Origin of the sequence: Enterococcus raffinosus, assembly GCF_018917525.1 — a bacterium.
Taxonomy (GTDB): Bacteria; Bacillota; Bacilli; order Lactobacillales; family Enterococcaceae; genus Enterococcus_A; species Enterococcus_A raffinosus_A.
In genome coordinates, this window is the sequence record NZ_JAHLOS010000013.1 from 62,039 (window position 1) to 80,911 (window position 18,873).

Annotated in this window: 17 protein-coding genes; 3 read left to right on the forward strand and 14 right to left on the reverse strand. The window is 40.1% G+C overall.

The annotated features are described in order from the left end of the window. Positions 1-70: 70 nt before the first annotated feature. Positions 71-937 (forward strand): LysR family transcriptional regulator, encoded by an 867-nt coding sequence (locus KQI58_RS10310; RefSeq protein ID WP_216408902.1) that lies wholly within the window; start codon positions 71-73, stop codon positions 935-937. A gap of 237 nt (positions 938-1,174) precedes the next feature. Continuing rightward, positions 1,175-1,792 (forward strand): isochorismatase family protein, encoded by a 618-nt coding sequence (locus KQI58_RS10315; protein ID WP_216408904.1) that lies wholly within the window; start codon positions 1,175-1,177, stop codon positions 1,790-1,792. A 122-nt stretch (positions 1,793-1,914) separates the two neighbouring features. Here KQI58_RS10315 and KQI58_RS10320 read toward each other — a convergent pair whose 3' ends face one another. The 5 genes from KQI58_RS10320 to KQI58_RS10340 all read right to left on the reverse strand — a co-directional run bounded on the left by KQI58_RS10320 (position 1,915) and on the right by KQI58_RS10340 (position 7,951). Continuing rightward, a complete protein-coding gene (locus KQI58_RS10320; protein ID WP_216408906.1) occupies positions 1,915-2,694 on the reverse strand; it encodes a histidine phosphatase family protein in 780 nt (259 codons plus the stop codon). A 2-nt stretch (positions 2,695-2,696) separates the two neighbouring features. Beyond that, on the reverse strand, positions 2,697-4,130 hold the full coding sequence (locus KQI58_RS10325) for a family 1 glycosylhydrolase (RefSeq protein ID WP_216408908.1): 1,434 nt from the start codon (positions 4,128-4,130) through the stop codon (positions 2,697-2,699). A gap of 18 nt (positions 4,131-4,148) precedes the next feature. Then, on the reverse strand, positions 4,149-5,993 hold the full coding sequence (locus KQI58_RS10330; RefSeq protein WP_216408910.1) for a beta-glucoside-specific PTS transporter subunit IIABC: 1,845 nt from the start codon (positions 5,991-5,993) through the stop codon (positions 4,149-4,151). 1 nt (position 5,994) lies between these two features. After that, positions 5,995-6,855: a PRD domain-containing protein gene (locus KQI58_RS10335; protein WP_216408912.1), complete on the reverse strand. Its 861-nt coding sequence runs from the start codon at positions 6,853-6,855 to the stop codon at positions 5,995-5,997. Between the two features lie 214 nt (positions 6,856-7,069). Further along, positions 7,070-7,951: a DMT family transporter gene (locus tag KQI58_RS10340; RefSeq protein WP_216408914.1), complete on the reverse strand. Its 882-nt coding sequence runs from the start codon at positions 7,949-7,951 to the stop codon at positions 7,070-7,072. 113 nt (positions 7,952-8,064) lie between these two features. On the opposite strand from KQI58_RS10340, the gene KQI58_RS10345 reads away from it, so the two are divergent. Continuing rightward, entirely contained in the window at positions 8,065-9,477 is a 1,413-nt protein-coding gene (locus KQI58_RS10345) for a PLP-dependent aminotransferase family protein (protein WP_216408916.1), read from the forward strand. A gap of 7 nt (positions 9,478-9,484) precedes the next feature. Here the strand turns inward: KQI58_RS10345 and KQI58_RS10350 are convergent, their stop codons facing one another. The 9 genes from KQI58_RS10350 to lacD form a co-directional block, all read right to left on the reverse strand. Next, positions 9,485-9,865 (reverse strand): hypothetical protein, encoded by a 381-nt coding sequence (locus KQI58_RS10350; RefSeq protein ID WP_216408918.1) that lies wholly within the window; start codon positions 9,863-9,865, stop codon positions 9,485-9,487. A 204-nt stretch (positions 9,866-10,069) separates the two neighbouring features. Beyond that, positions 10,070-11,488 carry a PASTA domain-containing protein gene (locus tag KQI58_RS10355; protein ID WP_216408920.1) on the reverse strand — a complete coding sequence of 473 codons (1,419 nt, stop codon included), beginning with the start codon at positions 11,486-11,488 and terminating at the stop codon, positions 10,070-10,072. Next, positions 11,481-12,155 (reverse strand): ABC transporter ATP-binding protein, encoded by a 675-nt coding sequence (locus KQI58_RS10360; RefSeq protein WP_216408922.1) that lies wholly within the window; start codon positions 12,153-12,155, stop codon positions 11,481-11,483. Before KQI58_RS10360 ends, KQI58_RS10355 begins: the two co-directional genes overlap by 8 nt. A 12-nt stretch (positions 12,156-12,167) precedes the next feature. Further along, the gene (locus KQI58_RS10365; protein WP_216408925.1) at positions 12,168-13,643 is read right to left on the reverse strand and encodes an ABC transporter permease; all 1,476 of its coding nucleotides are present in this window, start codon (positions 13,641-13,643) and stop codon (positions 12,168-12,170) included. Positions 13,644-13,694: 51 nt separating this feature from the next. Then, the gene (locus KQI58_RS10370) at positions 13,695-14,369 is read right to left on the reverse strand and encodes an ATP-binding cassette domain-containing protein (protein WP_216408927.1); all 675 of its coding nucleotides are present in this window, start codon (positions 14,367-14,369) and stop codon (positions 13,695-13,697) included. Beyond that, entirely contained in the window at positions 14,366-15,619 is a 1,254-nt protein-coding gene (locus KQI58_RS22680) for a hypothetical protein (protein ID WP_253295884.1), read from the reverse strand. Before KQI58_RS22680 ends, KQI58_RS10370 begins: the two co-directional genes overlap by 4 nt. A 54-nt stretch (positions 15,620-15,673) precedes the next feature. Then, complete coding sequence (locus KQI58_RS10385; RefSeq protein WP_216408930.1) at positions 15,674-16,768, reverse strand: sensor histidine kinase; 1,095 nt, start codon at positions 16,766-16,768, stop codon at positions 15,674-15,676. After that, positions 16,759-17,427, reverse strand: a complete 669-nt coding sequence (locus KQI58_RS10390; protein ID WP_216408932.1) for a response regulator transcription factor — start codon at positions 17,425-17,427, stop codon at positions 16,759-16,761. The genes KQI58_RS10385 and KQI58_RS10390 overlap by 10 nt, the downstream gene beginning before the upstream one ends. Before the next feature lie 455 nt (positions 17,428-17,882). Further along, complete coding sequence (gene lacD / locus KQI58_RS10395) at positions 17,883-18,869, reverse strand: tagatose-bisphosphate aldolase (RefSeq protein WP_216408934.1); 987 nt, start codon at positions 18,867-18,869, stop codon at positions 17,883-17,885. Positions 18,870-18,873 lie beyond the last annotated feature (4 nt).

The following is an 18,873-nucleotide window of genomic DNA, read 5'->3' on the forward strand; positions in this document are numbered from 1 at the left end:
TCGCTATACTAACGATGACTAATACTTATACAGAATACCCAACTATCGCTTTTAGTTATAGGAGGAAACCATGGAATTACGAGTGCTGAATTACTTTTTGACGGTTGCTAGAGAAGGAACGATTAGTAAGGCCGCGGAGGTCCTGCATCTTTCTCAGCCCACCCTGTCAAAACAGTTGAAGGATCTAGAAGAAGAATTAGGTGTACAGCTTTTTGTTCGGGGAAATCGTGAAATTTCACTGACGGAGGATGGCGTTTATTTGCAAAATCGCGGCAAAGAAATTTTGTCATTGGTCTCTACGACCACGTCAAATCTCCAAAAAAATGAAGTGATTGGCGGCGATATTATGATTGGTGGCGGTGAGACGCAAGCCTTTCAATTTTTATCTGCTATTTTGAACGATTTAATGGAAAATTACCCCGATATCAAGGTTCATATGTATAGCGGGAACGCTGACGATGTGAAGGACAAAATCGATAAGGGACTGCTTGACTTTGGTTTAGTGATCGATCCAGTTGAAAAGCAAAAGTACGAGTACGTTTCGCTGCCTGTTGTTGACCGCTGGGGTATCTTAATTAATCAGGAGCACAAGTTAGCAAAAAAAGGGTACGTTACTCCAGCAGATTTGAAGAAGCAACCGCTAATGATATCCAGCCAAACCTTAGTAAACAATCAACTATCAGAATGGCTAGGTGGAAACCTAAACAATTTTACTATTGTCGGCAGCTACAATTTACTCTACAATGCTTCTCTTTTAGTTAAAGAAGGAGCTATCATCGCCTTTGGCATTGATGGGATTCTTAATACGAAAGACAGCGGACTAGTCTTTATCCCACTCAAACCTGCATTAACTTCGACCATTAGTGTCATTTGGAAAAAGAAGCAAGTTTTTTCAAACGCCGCCGCCCTTTTTCTTGAAATACTAGTGAACCAATAAAACGAAATCTTCGTGATTTTTTTGTATAAGCAGTACAATAGTGGTGTTAATGAGAGAATCTGTTTACGAAATCCACACAACGGCTTAATTATCATTTGTGGAATCGTAGAAAAAACGGCAAAATCGTTCTCAAGCCTTTTTGATCGTTAATCAGCCAGATTTTCTTGAAAACACCCGATTTAAATTTTTCTGAAGAGGAAAATTTAAATCTATCACTAGAAATTAGGAGTGGACAGAATGACTAGCTATGCTAAAAGAACCGAAGACGAATTACTTTCACCAGAAAATACTGTGTTGACAGTGATCGACTATCAACCGACACAAATCAACTCGATCAATTCCATGAATCGCTCAGAATTGATACGTAACACAGAAATCGTTATCGAGCTGGCAAAACTTTATAATATCCCGATCGTCCTTTCTACCGTAAATGTTGAAAAAGGCTGGAACACCGATACGATCCCTGTTTTGAAAAAAGCTGTTGGTGAAGATGTCCCTTCTTATGATCGCAGCTCCATCAATGCCTGGGAAGACAAAGAATATAACGAAGCGATCAAAGCAACGGGACGGAAAAAAATCCTGATCCTGGCATTATGGACAGAAGCTTGCTTGACCTTCCCAACTTTAGATGCGCTAAAAGAAGGTTATGAAGTCTACCCAATTGTCGATGCAGTCGGCGGAACTTCAACTATTGCGCATGAAACTGCTTTACGTCGTGTCGAACAGGCAGGTGCACAATTAACCTCCATCGCCCAGCTCGCTTGCGAATTACAACGAGATTGGAATCGTGAAGACACCGTTCCAGGATTTGATGAATTGATGACCAAATTCGGTGCCTTTTCTAACTTAAGATAGCGTTACACAAAAAGTAGCTACGCCGATATTTGGCATAGCTACTTTTTAAGCTTATTGATTGATGTCCTATGTTCATCTTGTCCTATTGAAGCTTTTCACAGATTACTTAGATAAAGAAACGCCTACTCAATATATTGTGTGTCACCGATCTTATCTAAGGTATATTTACCATCTTTATATTTCAACGTCGTCACACTGCAATTTTCCATCATTTCACCATTATAAGCATCTGGAACTAGCATTTCTAACAAGGTTGGGATCATTCCGCCGGAAGATACAATCATGACATTCTTCGCGTTCTTCTTTTTGGCGTCTTTGACTACTTTGTCCATTGCTGCCTGACCGCGAGTGGTGATTTCGTCATAATTTTCCGCAGCATTCAAAGGATCATTTTCAGCAATCGCATTAGCAATTCCCTCATCCCCGATTTTCTCTACTAACTTATCATAATCAGACCAGTCATCATCTAATTTAAAGCCGTTCGCTTCAAAGATTGGCGTCCACATTTCCTTGTCGGTCTTGCCTTCATAGCCGCCATAATTCCATTCTTTGAAGCCATCATGTTCGATCAATTTCGGTTTTTTATTATTGTTTTTTGAGAGTATTAATTTGGCAGTATTTCTTTGACGTCCTAAATCACTGGAATAAGCCAAATCGAATTTGATATCCTTCAAACCAGTCCCCAGTTTTTTCGCTTGGCTGATGCCTTTATCGGTCAGAGGAGAGTCTGCGAAGCCTTGTACTTGCCCAGTTGTATTGAAGAAAGTCTTGCCGTGGCGGATTAGATAAATCGTAACTCCTTCATTTTTTTTCGCAGCGTCAGCTTCTTCTCCCTTTGCAAAACATCCTATTAATGCTAATCCCAACAAACAAGTTAATAACGCCCCAAATACTTTTTTCATTTTTAAAGTTCCTCCCCGTTGGTTTCAATCAGATTTTTATACCAATAAAATGACTCTTTTGGCGATCTAGCCAGGTCTCCTGTTCCGTCATCATGTTTATTGACGTAAATAAAACCGTATCGCTTCCGCATTTCACCAGTCGTCGCACTAACCAAATCAATCGGTCCCCACATCAGGTAACCAAAGCAATCAACTTTGTCCTCTTCTACTGCTTTTTTCAGCTCGCTCAAATGTTTTTGCAAGAAGTCAATTCGATAATCGTCATGAACCGCACCGTCCGCTCCGACTTCATCGTAAGCCCCTAAACCATTTTCACAAATAATGATCGGCAGCCCGTACCTGCGGTAAGTATAGTTCAACAAATATCTCAGTCCGATCGGATCAATCCCCCAGCCCCATTTGCTTTTTTCGATATAGGGATTCTGAACACCGCCAAACAATGATTCTTCATTAACCTCAGCGTCTTCATAGCGAGTAACCTCTGTCATATAGTAATTCATGCCGATGTAATCCAGCTTGCCCTCAGCAAAAGCTCGTTTATCTTCCTCAGTTATTCCAATATTGATGTTCATATCCGCATATTCTCTTAACTTGTATTTAGGAAACTCGCCATTACACATCGCATCAATCTGATAGAAATCACGATCCATATCCTTGAAAGCATTCATAACATTGATTGGATCACAATTCACCGGATACTTTGGTGTGATGCCAAACACGCAGCCGACTTGACTCGCTGGATCAAGCTGATGGATTAACCTTGTCGCCTTGACACCAGCTAAAGTCATATTGTATCCGATCACCGCTAGCGTTTCTTTTTTATTTCCTTCCAGCTCACTGTATTTTAGTCCTGCCAAAATGTAAGTGAACATATCCGACGCTTCCGTTTGCGGATCGATGTGGTTCATTTCGTTGAAGGTTACCCAATACTTGACTTTGCTTTTTAAAGCACCAACCATTGTTTCAACAAATTTCAAATAGAAATCGATAACTTGACGGTTCTTCCATGAGTCATACTTGGTTACCAGATTCATCGGCAATTCAAAATGATACAAGGTAACGATCGGTTCGATATTATACTTCAGTAATTCGTCAACAACGCTTTGATAAAACTCGATCCCCGCTTGATTCGGTTTCACATCATCACCATTGGGATAGATTCGTGACCAGTCAATGGAGATACGCAGGCTCTTAAAGCCCATTTCGCCAAATAGCTTGATATCTTCCTTATAACGATGATAAAAGTCGATTCCTTCGTGAGATGGATAATGTCTGCCAGCTTCGATTGTTTGGGTATATTCTCGGGGTGTCGTTACTGATCCTGACGTGGCAAAGTCCATGATCGCCGGTCCTTTGCCGCCTTCCTGCCACGCGCCCTCTAATTGATGAGCTGCGATACTGCCGCCCCATAAAAAATCTTTCGCTAATTTTGTCACTGTTTCTGCCTCCCTTTTCTAAACGACAACTGTCAAACAGTCTTCTTTACTGTTTAAGCTACTGTCACTTGACGGTAACACATCTAGATAATCAGCCGTATTAGTAATTACCGTAATCACGACTGGATCATACCCTTCACTGCGAATCCCAGCCATATCAGCTTTTAGGATCGCATCGCCAACTGAAACCTTGTCGCCTTGTTTGACGAATGTTTCGAAATATTTGCCATCGAGTTCGACAGTGTTGATCCCAATATGAATCAAGATTTCCACGCCGTATTCTGTTTTGATTCCGATTGCGTGATTGGTTGGAAACAGACTGACAACTTCGCCATTTACAGGAGCAGAAATCAAGTCTTCTTCCGGTTCGATTCCCAGCCCTTTGCCTAAAGCAGACGACGAAAAGGCTTTATCGTTCACATTGCTTAACGCGACATTTTTCCCTTTAACTGGCGCTTTAATCAATAATTTTGTGACTGCCTCTGCATTCATTTCAACAGGCTCTGCTTGCTTTTCTTCGACTTTTTCATCATCAGGAATTCCTAGGATAAATGCCGCGATAGCAGCGCCAACAAACCCAATGATCACAGCAATCAGCATCATGTAAAAGTTTTGGTAATTGTCTTTTCCAATAAATGAAGCTAGTCCAAATAACCCTACCGGCGCATACCCAACGACTTTCATTAAACCAGCGAACAAACCGCCAAGTCCACCGCCGATCATCACCGCTACGTATGGACGACGATACTTAACAAATACCCCGTATACTGCCGGCTCAGTAACTCCCATAAAAGCACTGAAAGCAGTTGTCCCGAATAATTGCTTTTGTTTTTTGTCTTTTGAACGGAAGAAATACCCCATTACGGCCCCACAAACAGCGATATCAGAAATAATCCACGCAGCAGTAAAGACGGGATCGTAGCCCAAAGTCGCATAAGAATTCATGAAGATTGGAATAATAAAATTACCGGCTCCAATTGTAATCAGGAACGGCTGCAAAGCTGCATACAGCATCACGACGCTCCAGCTGCCGAAGGTATTGCCGATGAAATCAAAAACAAAGTTTAGGCCATCACCAATATATGTTCCTAAAGGTCCAAAAAGGATCAAGGTAATTGGCAAGGTGATAATCAAAATCAATACTGGATTAAAGAAATATTGCAGCGCTTTTGGCATAATCTTTTCCAGTAGTTTACCAACATATTTCATAAAAATGATACTTAAAATAATTGGAAAGAAGGAGTTAGAATAAGTGGTTTCTGGTAAACTTAGACCAAGAAAATCCAACCCCTTCGCACCATTGATCGTATCTGACATTAAGGTTAAGGCGATCGTAACGGCTAGGTATTCATTCACCTCTAGCCGGCGAGCAAATGAGATAGCGATCAAGACCGGCAAAAAGAAGAAGACTGATTGGCGAATCGCATCCAGAATCAGATAAGTCGAGCTTTCAGCTGAAACTAGTCCAGTCAAAGAAATCAGGGATAAGATACCCGCTAGCAATCCGGCGGCCATAATGGGAATTAAAATCGGCCCCATCGATTCAGATAAAATCCGAAGTGCCATCGTAATGAATTTCTCTTTTTCAGCAGATTCAGATTTTTTACTTTCCCCACTTAACCCTAAAATTTGATTCATCTCAGGACGAATATCCTGCACCTGTGTACCAATAATGACTTGGTAAGCGACATCATTGGAAACAACATCAATCACATCTGGCAGTTCTTTGATTTCTTCAGTTTTAGCAAGCTTGCGATCATTTAATTTAAAACGTAAACGTGTCATACAATTCGTAACACTTTGAATATTTTCTTTCCCGCCGATCAGTTCGATCAGCTGCTTACAAAATTCTTGATATTTCATATTAAGTCCCCTCTTCTCGTTTTGTGACTCGTTGGATGTGGAGCATTAAATAGGCCTCCTCATCATCGGACAATTCCTTTTCAAACGTGTCTCTGACATAAATGCGTATTTTATTGACGCAGCTGTAAGCTTCTGGATAAAGTTTGCGAATTTGTCGATTGAGCTCAGTCTCATTTGATGTAAACGCCTCGTTTTTAAACATTCGGACGATGAAATACTGTAAATGAGTCACTAATCGGATATAGTTGATGCTTTCTTCTTCAAAATCCAAGCGATAATGGTATTTAATGATTGATAGAATATCTCGAACAGCTTCCATCATTTTCATCATGTTGTCGTCTTCACTACCCTTGGTTTGCAGGTTGATAAAATGCAATGCAATGGACACCGCCTCTTCGTTCGGACAGCTCAATCCTGTGACTTTTTCGATCAATTCCACTGCATGAAGCCCGATCTTATAGTGATCTGGATAGAATTTCCGAACCTCCCAATCCAGCGGACTCTTGACAATTTGGTCTTTTTTCAAGCGCTTAATAGCAAAATCAATATGATCTAGCAAGGCTAAATACAGATAATCTGAAACATCCTGCTGAATGACTTTCTCCCCATATTCAATCGTTTCGGTGACGATCTGAAGGTATTCATCTTTGGTATTAGAAAGTAAATAGCTGAAATGCTCCAATTTATCATGAGAATCCAGGACGTAGGTTTTTTGGATATCCTTTTCCTCGATGGTATCTCCGACTTTTCTTTTAAAGGCGACACCCTTTGAATAGACGATGACCTCGTTTCCCCGAGTTTGGTTATTGCTTCCTTTTTTTACAATGGCTACATTATTGTTCAAAATTTGACTGATAATCATGCTTTCCCTCCTTTCAAACAAAAAAACTCAAATTACCTAAGGATAGCGTATTTATCCTAGGGTAATTTGAGTTCTGCCTGCATTATCAGTAACATACTCAAAGCAGCAACTACCACCGTTGCTTTGATTTAAGTTTTCTCACCATCATTGTAAGGGAGAAATTTTCCAATGTCAACGTTTTCTTTGGCTACATTTCGCAGCTCGCTTAAAAAGGCTATCGTTTTGTCTGGTAATGCCCCTTAACAAAAAACACCCCTAGCATCACAATGATAATCCCAACGATTTCCTTCAAAGATAAGTATTCAGAAAAAATAAAAAACGAATAAATCGAGGCAATAACAGGCTGGCACAGGCAAATAACCGTCGATAAATTTACACTTAGCTTCCCTTGACAATGGGCCAATAAATTATGACCAATCACCTGCAAACAGAATGTTAGTCCTAACAATGGAGCAATTTCAATCGCTCCTCTTGGCACCTGAATCCCTTCTGTTACCAGAGCTACGACACCAAGTGTGATTCCACTACCGATTCCGCTGATCAACATAATGACGCTGCTTTGATAACGATCCCGCAAACGGTAGGAAATCAATAAAAAGCCTGCGTAGAAAATCGATGCGCAAAACGCTAACAGGTCGCCTACATAACTTTCTGGCGTAGGATCAAGTTTCCCGCCTAAAAGAATAAAGACACCGATCAATGTAATGCTGGCTCCCACTAGAAAAAATTTCGACACTCGTTCTTTAAACAGAAAATACGATACTGGAATAACGGTAAAAGGTGTTAAATTTGTCAGCAAGTTGGCATTAGCGACGGAAGTATAACTAAAGGAAAGATTCCAAAGAGCGATATCTCCTGCTAAGAAAACTCCTGCCATGCCTAAGATCCAAATATCTTTTTTAGTCAATGTTTTTAACTGCCTATAAGCGAATGGTAACAGCAAGGGCAGCGAAAATAAAATTCGATAAAACCCTGTGCTTATCGGCGGCAAACTACTTAGCTTTACAAAAATTCCTCCTGTCGCTAAAAAAGCAATCGCAATTAATTCAATAAAAACATCTTTTGTATCATTGGTACGGTCAATTATACGAATCATTGTTTCCCCTCCATCATAATCTGAACTGCTTACAGAGTATGATATACTGTCATTGGTACTATAAGAAGACCCACTAATGAAAAAAAGTATGGGTCCACTAAAGGAGAATCACGATGATTTACTTAGATCGCGAAAGTAACATACCTTTGTATTCACAAATATACGATCAAATCAAACTGGAAATTCTAAATGGAACTCTTAAAGAAGATGAGCTCCTGACTGGCAGCAGAGCTTTTGCGGATGTGCTAGGGGTTAGTCGAAATACGGTGAATACCGCCTACGGTCAATTGATTGCGGAAGGCTATGTCGTTTCAATAAAGGGAATCGGCCTGCGCATCAAGCAGGTACCAACGCTCTCGACTAAAGCAGAAATGACGAAAACAAGCAAAGCAAAGTCTAGAGATGATCAGAAAGCAACCCCCGAGATCATTTACGATTTAACTAACAGCAGTCAAACTAGCGATCTATTTCCAAAAAAGCTTTGGAAGCGTTATACCATGGAATGCCTTGACTTTCTTACCGATGAATCAAAATTAACCTCCTATCAGGAGAAGCAGGGAGAACTTTATTTAAGGGAAAACTTGCTTACTTATTTGAGGAAAATACGAGGTGTCCACTGTGATGCACGTCAAATCATTATTACCTGTGGGCTGCAGCAATCGCTTGACTACTTGTGTAAATTGCTCTCTTGTGAACAGCAAACATTCTTGATGGAGGAACCAGGTTTTGATCGAGCAAGTGCGGTGTTTAAGTTGAACAAGATTAAGATTAAAACTGTTCCGATTGATGAAAGTGGATTGATTGTTGCGGATCTTCCTTACGACAAAAACGCTCGTGCAATCTACACAACCCCTTCGCATCAATTTCCGACAGGAGCAACCTTGACTATTGATCGTCGCTATGAATTATTAGAATGGGCAGAAAGAAACGATTCATTCATTATTGAGGATGATTTTGATAGCGAATTACGTTATTACGCTAAACCGATTCCTGCTTTGCAATCGATTGATGAAAATAATCGGGTGATTTACTTGGGGACTTTTTCTAAAACGCTATCTCCTTCTATTCGGATGGGCTACATGATATTGCCGTCGCAATTACATCAACGCTATTTAGAACTATTCGAACCTTACAATAGTACCGTTCCATTAATTAATCAGTATGTTGTCGCACGTTTGATTGAAACAGGCCATTATGAGCGCCACATTCGCCGCCTGAATCAGACCTTTCGAAAGCGGCTGGAACAATTTTCAAAAGAACTGGCCGATGTCAAAGACAAAATTAAAATATCTAGTAATGGGAGTGGGCAATACTTTCTTCTAACCTTCACACAGCCCGTTCAACAGAAACAATTGATTGAGTGCGCATTAAATCATGGTGTAAAAGTCTATTCCACCATGAAATTTTGGCAGGAAAAAGCGGATTGCCCGCCCAACACCTTATTTCTAGGCTTTAGCAAAATCGACCTAACAGATATTCCAGATTGTGTCTCTCGTCTAAAGAAGGCCTGGACAAACTGGCTATAAGTCAAGCTTACTCATTCACTATTGGAAAAGTACCAATTTTATCACTTAATTTGAAAATTGTTGGTGACGCACCAGTTGAATTCATTTGAGCTATCCGAGTGTTCCTTTTATCTGAACTTTGTACTAGAGGATCATGAATTAAATCCTTTGATACAGTTCTCTGCGTCGTATTCTTGTTGTTCACTTGAGTCTTCTTTGGTTGTTGAGCGTTTTTCTTTATGGTTCCAGTATTCGGTAAAACTTTCTTGCTGACAAAGGTTACTTGAAGTTCAGGCTGATAAAATTGTTGGTAAAGCAGGTAGCTTCCGACGCTGCTCAATAGCAGCAGCACTGAAATAAGCAGTGTCACACGACGAATCTTATCTTGCTCCTGTGTAGTCCCTTCCATTATTAAAGCCTCCATTTTAACAAAAACAAATAAATGACATTTTCTATAATTTAATATTAATATAATAGTTGTTATTTTGCAAATAATTATTTTTAAACATTCATAAATAAACCCATCCGATGATTTATCGAATAGGTTTATACATTTTATTCACTTTTTATTAAAACAGTGACTTTGACTGATACTTGAGGATTTTCTCAACAACTACTCATTAGGCGTTGCTTGATTCCCGTCATCTGTACTGTCACCGTTCGTATTATTAGGAAAACTAGTTGGTGCGGAGCCCAAATTACCTAAACTAATATCGATGGAAACCGTAAGATTCAGCGGAACATAATCACTGAAATGACTCATTCCCACAACAGTCCCTTTCGGCTGATCGGAGTCAACCCGCCGAATGACATAATTAATGTTGGCACCTTTGGATTGAAACTCATCGTGGAAGTATTTTTGCAGTCCGCCTTCCACCATCGTGCCGCGTAAATCTTTCATATAAGGTTGCCCCAAGGAATACAACACCTTGATCGTTAAATTATCCTTCGCGCTTAGTACCTTCCCAGCCTCTTCACTTTGGGAGACCAATTGACCATAAGGCAGATTTTCCGTGTAGATGCCTTTTGCCTGAATTTGTACCCCCTCCAAGGCAGAGCTTGCATCGTCCAAACTGTATTCTGAAAAATTAGGTACGACATAGCCCTTGCCCAAAGAAACAGTAACCTTCATCTTTTCTTTTTTGGCAATTTTTTCATCCTTGGCAATACTTTGCTCCATGATACTATCGGCTGGAATATCGTTTGAGGTTTTTTCCTCATAAGTCATATCGATTTCATTATTTTTGGCCCAGGTTTCAACTTCACTACGCGGCTTACGCAGAAAATCGGGAACCTTGATATCCTTTTGATAGGTTTGTTCGCCTTTAGAAAAATAAACCTTCGCAGCATCTTTTCGTTGATAGGTTTCTGGTGTCACTTCAGCATTGGCAATTTCAAAGCGAATCGGCCGTCCCTTTTCAATCGTATCGCTGTATTCCTCAATCAATGAAAGATTATCCGCTTTTTTCTCTTTGATCCATCTTTCCACCTGCTGCTTGTTCATCTGCATAAAATCAGGGAATGGAATTTTTTCTTTAGGGTCTGCCCCCAGACTGTTGGTGACGTTCAAAATGCCGCCTTTTTTAATCCGTGAACCACTTTTTTGTTCCTGTGCAAGAATAGTATTCGCATCTTTAGCTAAATCATAGGATTCCTTGATTTTGGTTTTGATTTTATTTTCCGAAGCCCAAACCTGTAGATCAGATAAACTTTTTCCGATAAAATTCGGAACCTTAACATGGGTTTGCTGATAGTAAAATCCCCCTAAAGCTAGAACAGCGGCGATTGCTCCCAGAATGACCCAGCGACGTTTCTTCCTTTTCTGTTTTTTATAGGAAGGATCAATCTCGACAGAAGCCTCATTTGTTTTATTTCTACTTCTAAGCTTTGGTTCGGGCGCCTTCTCTTGTTTTTCCGACGAGACTTCCTGCTTCACTTTTTTAGGAGCTTCCTTTTTGGGCTCTCGCGGTTCTTTTTCCTGCTTGCGGCGATCATAATTATCTCCGTTAAAGTTTGATAAAAAATCACTCATACGGCAGCAGCTCACCTTGATTTAAGTAAAAAGTCTGATCAGACTGTTCCGCGATTTCTCTGGAATGCGTCACGACGATTACACATTTATTATGAATCGAAGCCAATTCCTTGAAAATCGTCACAATCTCCTCTTCCATCCCAACATCTAGATTGCCCGTTGGTTCATCCGCTAAAATGATGTCTACGTTGGTCGCTAAGGCTCGTGCGATTGCGATCCGTTGCTGTTCACCACCTGAAAGCTGATTGACTAATCGATCCGCCTTAACCTTGTTAATTCCAATATAATCCAAAAGATTGTAGGCAATTTCAGTCGTATCTTTAGGCATTTCGTTATCCGTGATGGACATGGCTACCAATACATTTTCTAATCCTGTCAAATAAGGAACCAGATTGTAATTTTGAAAAATAATACTGACATCGTCTCTGCGAAAACGGTCGTAACCAATGTGCCTGATATCTTCACCATTATATAAAATTTCACCTGCTGTCGGAGCATCTAAGGCACTGATTAAGGATAAAAAGGTGGTTTTTCCTGACCCTGATTCACCTAAAATCGTATAGAATTGCCCTTTTTCAAATTTCACTGAGGTATCTTGCAGGATCATCCGTCTTTTTTCACCATCTTGATAGAAATAGCTTAAGTCTTTTGCTTCTAAAATCGTCATTGTCCATTCCTCCTACATCATGATTTTCTTCGGATTCAACCGCATCACATACGTTAAAGGTAAAACAGCGGCTAAAAGTATCGTTCCGATACCAGCGATCAGATAGGTCGCAATGTATGTCATAGAAAAACGTACTTCGTAATTATTTAAGACATCTTGATTTGACAACGAGGAAGCTAAAACCGAAGCATTTCCGCCCATTGAAATCATTTGCGAACCGATGTCCTGTGCAGACTGATCCATCGCATCCCCTGCAATCAATGATTCAGAGACCATTTTCCCTAAAATATTTCCTGATACTAAGGAAATCAGTAAAGCAGCTAGACTAATCACTAACAATTCAGCAATGACCTGCTTCATGATATTCTTTCGATGCTCTCCCAGTGATAAATAAATCCCCCACTCATGTCGGCGATCCTTCATAAACAACACGACTACGAGAGTAATGATCAATAAGGAGGCTAGAATCGCCAGCAGTACAACATAACCAGAGATTTTAGAAAGGCGCTTAACACTTGCCCCTACCTTGTCAAACTCATCCGTGGAAGCAACCGCTTTATAGCCATCTGGCAATAACGGCTTCATTTCCTTTTTAAAAGCAGCCACATCATCCGGTGATTTCAGAGTAAAAATCGGCGACACTTCCCCCTCAGAATCTTCCTTCAATTCTTCCGGCTGGTTGTCCATCTCGATCTTATTGATTTCCCGTACTAAACCGTTGGAAACAAAAGCGGTGTTGTATTGCTCCAATTCAGTAATCTGCTGGTTCAGAGCGTCTTGTCCGTTTTGTCCTTCTTTTTTCTTTTTTTCAAGCTTGATTGGTTCAAACAAGCCCACGATCTTGATGCCATGCTCTGTGGAATCCTGAGTATCCATTGAGCCGTCCTCTTTCGGAAGCAAAGTAACGGTATCTAAAACCATTTGGTCACCAACGGATAGGCCATTTTCATCGGCCACCTTCTTAGAAATCAACGCTACTGGTTTTTTGCCCGCCAGTTCTTCTTTAGTCAGCATACGGCCATCAACCAGCTTAACTTTTTTATTTTTGAAATCCATTGGTTCGGTGCTATTACTCCCCTTTAAGGTCATTGAATTGTAGGGGGTAGCGAAATGAATGTCTCCTTGATCTTGAAGTTCATAGGTTTTGAACTTCTTCACATACAAGTAAGCCATATAGCTATAATCATAATCTTTTACATAAGGTGACGCGCCCATTTTTTTAATGGTTTCTTCCTTTAATCGTTCGTTCTGGGAGGACGCCTGTATCTCACCATTTTCATTTTGCTCCAGTAATTTGTTTAAATCCGGTTCGGCAGAGACCGTTGCTCCTAACTCCTGTTTCATCTTCTTTTCAACATTGGTTGTTGATTGCTGGATCGCAATTGCTCCGGCAATGACATTTCCTAATACAAAAATGACCGCAAATAGGATCAATGATTTCCCTTTTGTTCTAAAGATACTGTTTTTTGCTCGTTTCCAAAAATTCATCGTAACATCCTTCCTATCAAAGAACTTAGATGGTTGGAAAGCGAGATCATGCTACAGTTCGACTTGCTCTTTGATGAAGAGTAACTTCCCTCCATTAAGCCCCCATAGCTCATCCGCAAATTTGACCGATTGCGTAGATTGTGTCGTAAAAATGAAACATTTCTTTTCCTGCAGACTAAGACTTCTAAGCTTATTCATGGCAAAAGATACTCCGCACTCACTAAAAACCTTTTCAGGCTCATCGACTAAAATCAATTGCGCCCGCTTTTTCAGCAATAATTTTGCTAAAGCAACGAGCTGTTGATCTTTCTTACTTAATTTAGTCAAGGGAATGTTTAACTGTTTTTCCAATAGACCTATCGATAACAAGCCGCGTATTAACACGTCCTTATCAACCTTTCTACCGGATAATAGTGTCTCCATTTCCAGATTGGCCAAGGCTGAGTCCTTCAGGAGACTGCCCTCTTGAAATAAGCAAGCGACCTCTTGGCTTCGATAGTGGTTTCGATCAATCTTAGCAATTTCTTGATGATCGTAAGTTAAGGAACCGCTAGAGCAAGTGATCAAACCAGCGAATAGGGCCAAAAGCGTAGACTTGCCACTGCCAGAATCACCAGAAATTTGGTAGCTTTTTCCTGTTTGAAAGCTGCCTCGAATCTTTTCAAATGTCTGGATCTTTGAATGTTTATAGCGATAGTTAACCTGATCCAAGTTCCATTTTGTCATGGCTTTGCCACCACCTGTAAGGGAGCACGAACAATTTTAGCAATTCGAAGATTGGTTATTATCAACATCATAAATAGACAGACTCCTAAAAAAAGAACTGCTGAATAATTTGTCCAACTGTCCATACTTTGCTCTAAATGGGGGATCGTCCAGTCAGCAAATGGCTCTTGTTCAGTCAAACTCTTTTGCAGCTTGATTAGCCACTCACCAGTAATCCAGCCGCTCAATTGTCGAGAACTTAAAAATGCAATCACTCCGAGCCCAATTATAAGCAGGCTATTTTCTAATGAACTGCTCGCCGATAATAGCTTGAGATTCATCCCCATCAAATGCAACGTATAAAAATCTTGTCGCTGATTAATCGCTAACGTGTAACAAACAGCAATCACTAAAGGCCCTATAATCAGTGCAACAACTACTCCGTTAAACAACAGATCAAGCGTATCCTTAAATGACTTTAAAATTCCTTGCGACCAACTTTGATTAATTAGAGAATAATTTTTAAAAGATTTTGTTTTTTTAAAGTCTTTTACAAAATTTTTTAATTCCTTTTTATCGGTCAATTGATACATTACGCTAGAAAAATTCGAAACCATGTTTTGTTCCACCTCTAACCCTGTTTCCCAGCTGATTAAGATGCTACTTGGTGCTGACGCCCATTCCATCGTTGAAAATTCAGCTATCCCGACAATCTCAATCTTCTGCTCTTGCCCTTTTGCTCCCAGCATAATTGTATCTCCTAGTTTCAACTTGTTAATCTTAGCCAAAGAACGACTAACCACACAGCTGTTCTTTTTTAAAGGAATATTCCCTTGGAGTTCAGCCTTTTTAGTGGACAACAATGTTTTTAACGCATCATCCTCCAACATTGACACTGATAAGTAGTCATCCTGATTTGGCTCCGATGAAGGGCTGGAAAAGCTGCCGAACATTTGATCTTCCGGTTGCTGCAAACTAGTTGGGATGATTCCCTGCCTCGTTAATTGACTCTTTTTTACATAAGGCTTTGCTTTTAATGTTTCGTAATCGGTCATATTAAATTTGTTTGCTTGTTCATTTTTTAAATCTTGCACGCCTTTTATTATCGCTGCCGTCTGCTCTTGATAATCTGAAAAATAGGCTGAAGCGGTTAAATAAACCTGCAGCAGCAAAAATACAAACAGCAAGATCATTAAAATGAAGCAGCCATTTTTTAGATGACTGAAGCGGTTGCGTTTAAGATTTAGCCAAGCATGTCGGATGATGATCATCGCTTACTTCTCCTCCTATAAGCGTATCTTAGCAAATCCAGTGTTAACTGAATGTTAACCAATACTAGGAAAACTTAAATAGAATGACGAGCCGTTTTTTTCTTCACTTTCCAAATAGACAAACCCGCGACAGAGATCACAAACATGAGACACCACAGAAAGTCCGATACCATAGCCATCCTGCTTGAGCCCATGCACTCGGTACTGATGAGAAAAAATTGATGCCTGTTTCTTCTGAGGAATGCCAATTCCCTGATCTTTTACTTCAATAATCACGCTGCCCTTTTGGTTTGAAATGGTGACAGTTACCAGTTTTCCTTCACCATATTTGATTGCATTGTCGACTAAATTCGAAACCGCTCGATAAATCCAACGATCTCGACCATAAATCAGGGTTGGTTGATCTTCAGTAAACGCAAACAAAAGATTCGGATAATTCTTTTTGTAGGCATCACAAACTTCCGCACAGATCAGTGAAACGTCTACGACTTCTGTGCTAAGATCCTCTGAGTTATTGGATAATGTCAAAATATCGTCAATACTGTCGGTCATCCGATCTAAAAGCATTAAATTTCCTTGATCAGCATGTTGCCGTTCTATTTCCAGATTCGTACGTAAAATAGCGATGGCATTTTTCTGCTCGTGGGTCAGATAACTATTTAATCGTCGATAATCCTCCAAATGGCCATCGAACTTATCCTTTAGCTTATTAAAAGCCGCATTTAACGCCTCGTCCTTCACAGTATTTTTAGGTACTTGATCAATAAACGTTAAATCACGCGTAATCGCTAAGATTTGATTGCTGTAAATTTTGCGTAAAACCAACCAAAGAATAAACGTTAATAACATGATGGCAGAACAAATAACCAGCACCATCGCTGGTAAATATTTAAACAGTTCATCCTGGTAAGCTTTATCTATCATCGAAATAGTCATAAATTGATTGTTGGAAGATTTGGAAGCTTCCATCTGCGTCTCTGCTTGAACCGTCTTACCCTCTTCCATAAAATAAACATCTTCACCTAAGGTAGATGCGATGCTGATTCCCTCCAAATTATTTCTCAGAAAGAAGAAACTCACTAAAATCACGCCTGTCACCAACAGTGAAAAAGCCAGCATCGTTAACGTCATTTTAAAATTTAATCGCATAGCTGGTACCCCTTTGCTCGAATGGTTTTTAAAACCTCTTTTTCAGCTGCTTTGGCCAGTTTCTTTTTTAGACGAGCCAGATGCACTCGCAGAACCGATGAAAAAGGATCAAAATCTTCATCGTAGACATGTTCAGAAATTTCCTCAGACGAAACAACTGCTGGATGACGCTGAGCGATGCACAGCAAGATATCAAATTCCTTGGGTTTCAGGAGCACCTCTGTCTTTTGATAGCTGACCTTTCGACCTAATGGATCAATCTTCAAAGCACCAATTGAAATCTGCGGCAGTGCACGTCCATGATAACGACGAATAACCGCGCGTATCCGTGCTTTTAATTCTAGTAACTCAAAAGGTTTGACTAAATAATCATCCGCTCCAAAATCCAAGCCTTTTGCTCGTTCTTCAATCTCATCACGTGCGGTAATAATGATAACTGGACTTTCGACTTCTTCAGCACGGAGACTTTGTAAAACAGATAATCCATCTTTTTTAGGCAGATTTAAATCTAGTAGTATCCCATCGTATGAATTGATGAAGGCCTTCTCTTCTCCTAACTCGCCATCATAAGCTACATCTACAGAAATATTTTCCTGCTCTAGCCCCTTTTTTACGGATAAAGCCAGCTCACGATTGTCCTCAACCACCAGTACACGCATGTATATTCACTCCTCGTATGGATTTAGTAATTCCTCTTATGCTTTTAAGCATAGTACACGCTCTTCTTCAAAGTCCACGCTCTTTTTGTGAAGATTTGAAGAAATTCATACATTCTGTTAAAAAACGCATAATTAAGAATGATTTTACTGTCTGAAAATATCTAGAATAGAAAAAGACTGGAACCTTTCCTCCAATCTCACTACTTTCTATTTGCTTAGTTTTCTTGTATATACTTTTCAAAGTTCGTTGGTCTATGACCAATAAGCCTCGTTAGAACACTGAAAATTGTAATCAAGTCCCCAAGTACCACATGCAAGAAAACCTATCTAAAGAAATGACCCTTCGTTTTAACTCACTTTCTATTTTTGAATTCGTTCCCATAATAATGCAGCATGATCTTATGCTTTATGTATAAAAAAAGACTGCAAGCAATTGTGCTTCACAGTCTGATTTCTTATGATAAAGAGTTCGTTAACACTTCCACCGGTGTAGCAGTTTCTTTCAATACGGCATTTAATTCTTCAATATTTTTACGCCCCTGCGTATTCATCCATTCAATCGCTGCTTCTTTTCCATCAACGATATAGCTTTCTACACCATCTGCCCAAGTCGCACGGCCGCAAAGTACGCCGTTGAAGGTTGAGCCGGAATGTTTGGCAAAGCGCAAGGTTTCTTGAAACAACTCTGCCTTTACACCGGCACTTAAGAAAATAAATGGCAGGTTGGTAGCTTCAGCTTGTTCTTTAAAAAAATTAGCGGCTTCGGCTTTTGTATGCACGGCTTCGCCCATCGCATAACCTTCCACATAATTCATATTGACGGGCACTTCCACCTTCAACACATCTACACCATAACGCAGATCAGAAAATTCCTTCATCATGTCGTTGACTTTATGAGGTTTCTTAATGGCATATTCTTTTGAAGTCGCATCAGAGATATTCGCATCATAAGAAACAAGCTCCAAGAAGAAGGGTAAATTTTCAGCCTGACATTCCGAACCGATCCGTTCGATGAAGGCATGTTTTTGGTCGTTGATCTCTTCTGCTTCGTCTACATCGTAATAAAGCAGGAATTTACAAGCATCGGCACCTGCTTCTTTTAAGCGTTTAACTGACCAGATCGATAATAAATCTGGCAAGCGTCCGGGAGTTGACGCATCGTAACCAGTCTTTTCATAAGCTAACAGTAAACCGGCATTTTCTGCTCTGACATTAGCGGCTGGCAAGCCATATTCTGGGTCTAGTAAAATCGATGAAGCATATTTCGTTAATTGCGAAGAGACGATTTCCTTAAATTCCACGATCTCTGATTCTTCTGCTTCGCTGCCCTTGAATTTCGTAATCATTTTCTTCAAAGCTCCGCGCTGGTCGATCGCTAACGCTCCGATCACTCCGTCTTCATTGCATAATTGCTTGATATATTGACGCTTTTCTTCGTTCATTTCC

What these genes read in the sequence shown, in the direction of transcription:
- KQI58_RS10310 (WP_216408902.1), top strand. Translation starts at nt 71, where the DNA reads ATGGAATTACGAGTGCTGAATTACTTTTTGACGGTTGCTAGAGAAGGA.
- KQI58_RS10365 (WP_216408925.1), bottom strand. Translation starts at nt 13,643, where the DNA reads ATGAATTTTTGGAAACGAGCAAAAAACAGTATCTTTAGAACAAAAGGG.
- KQI58_RS10335 (WP_216408912.1), bottom strand. Translation starts at nt 6,855, where the DNA reads ATGATTATCAGTCAAATTTTGAACAATAATGTAGCCATTGTAAAAAAA.
- KQI58_RS10315 (WP_216408904.1), top strand. Translation starts at nt 1,175, where the DNA reads ATGACTAGCTATGCTAAAAGAACCGAAGACGAATTACTTTCACCAGAA.
- KQI58_RS10330 (WP_216408910.1), bottom strand. Translation starts at nt 5,993, where the DNA reads ATGAAATATCAAGAATTTTGTAAGCAGCTGATCGAACTGATCGGCGGG.
- KQI58_RS10350 (WP_216408918.1), bottom strand. Translation starts at nt 9,865, where the DNA reads ATGGAAGGGACTACACAGGAGCAAGATAAGATTCGTCGTGTGACACTG.
- KQI58_RS10340 (WP_216408914.1), bottom strand. Translation starts at nt 7,951, where the DNA reads ATGATTCGTATAATTGACCGTACCAATGATACAAAAGATGTTTTTATT.
- KQI58_RS10360 (WP_216408922.1), bottom strand. Translation starts at nt 12,155, where the DNA reads ATGACGATTTTAGAAGCAAAAGACTTAAGCTATTTCTATCAAGATGGT.
- KQI58_RS22680 (WP_253295884.1), bottom strand. Translation starts at nt 15,619, where the DNA reads ATGATCATCATCCGACATGCTTGGCTAAATCTTAAACGCAACCGCTTC.
- KQI58_RS10355 (WP_216408920.1), bottom strand. Translation starts at nt 11,488, where the DNA reads ATGAGTGATTTTTTATCAAACTTTAACGGAGATAATTATGATCGCCGC.
- KQI58_RS10345 (WP_216408916.1), top strand. Translation starts at nt 8,065, where the DNA reads ATGATTTACTTAGATCGCGAAAGTAACATACCTTTGTATTCACAAATA.
- KQI58_RS10385 (WP_216408930.1), bottom strand. Translation starts at nt 16,768, where the DNA reads ATGCGATTAAATTTTAAAATGACGTTAACGATGCTGGCTTTTTCACTG.
- lacD (WP_216408934.1), bottom strand. Translation starts at nt 18,869, where the DNA reads ATGAACGAAGAAAAGCGTCAATATATCAAGCAATTATGCAATGAAGAC.
- KQI58_RS10370 (WP_216408927.1), bottom strand. Translation starts at nt 14,369, where the DNA reads ATGACAAAATGGAACTTGGATCAGGTTAACTATCGCTATAAACATTCA.
- KQI58_RS10320 (WP_216408906.1), bottom strand. Translation starts at nt 2,694, where the DNA reads ATGAAAAAAGTATTTGGGGCGTTATTAACTTGTTTGTTGGGATTAGCA.
- KQI58_RS10390 (WP_216408932.1), bottom strand. Translation starts at nt 17,427, where the DNA reads ATGCGTGTACTGGTGGTTGAGGACAATCGTGAGCTGGCTTTATCCGTA.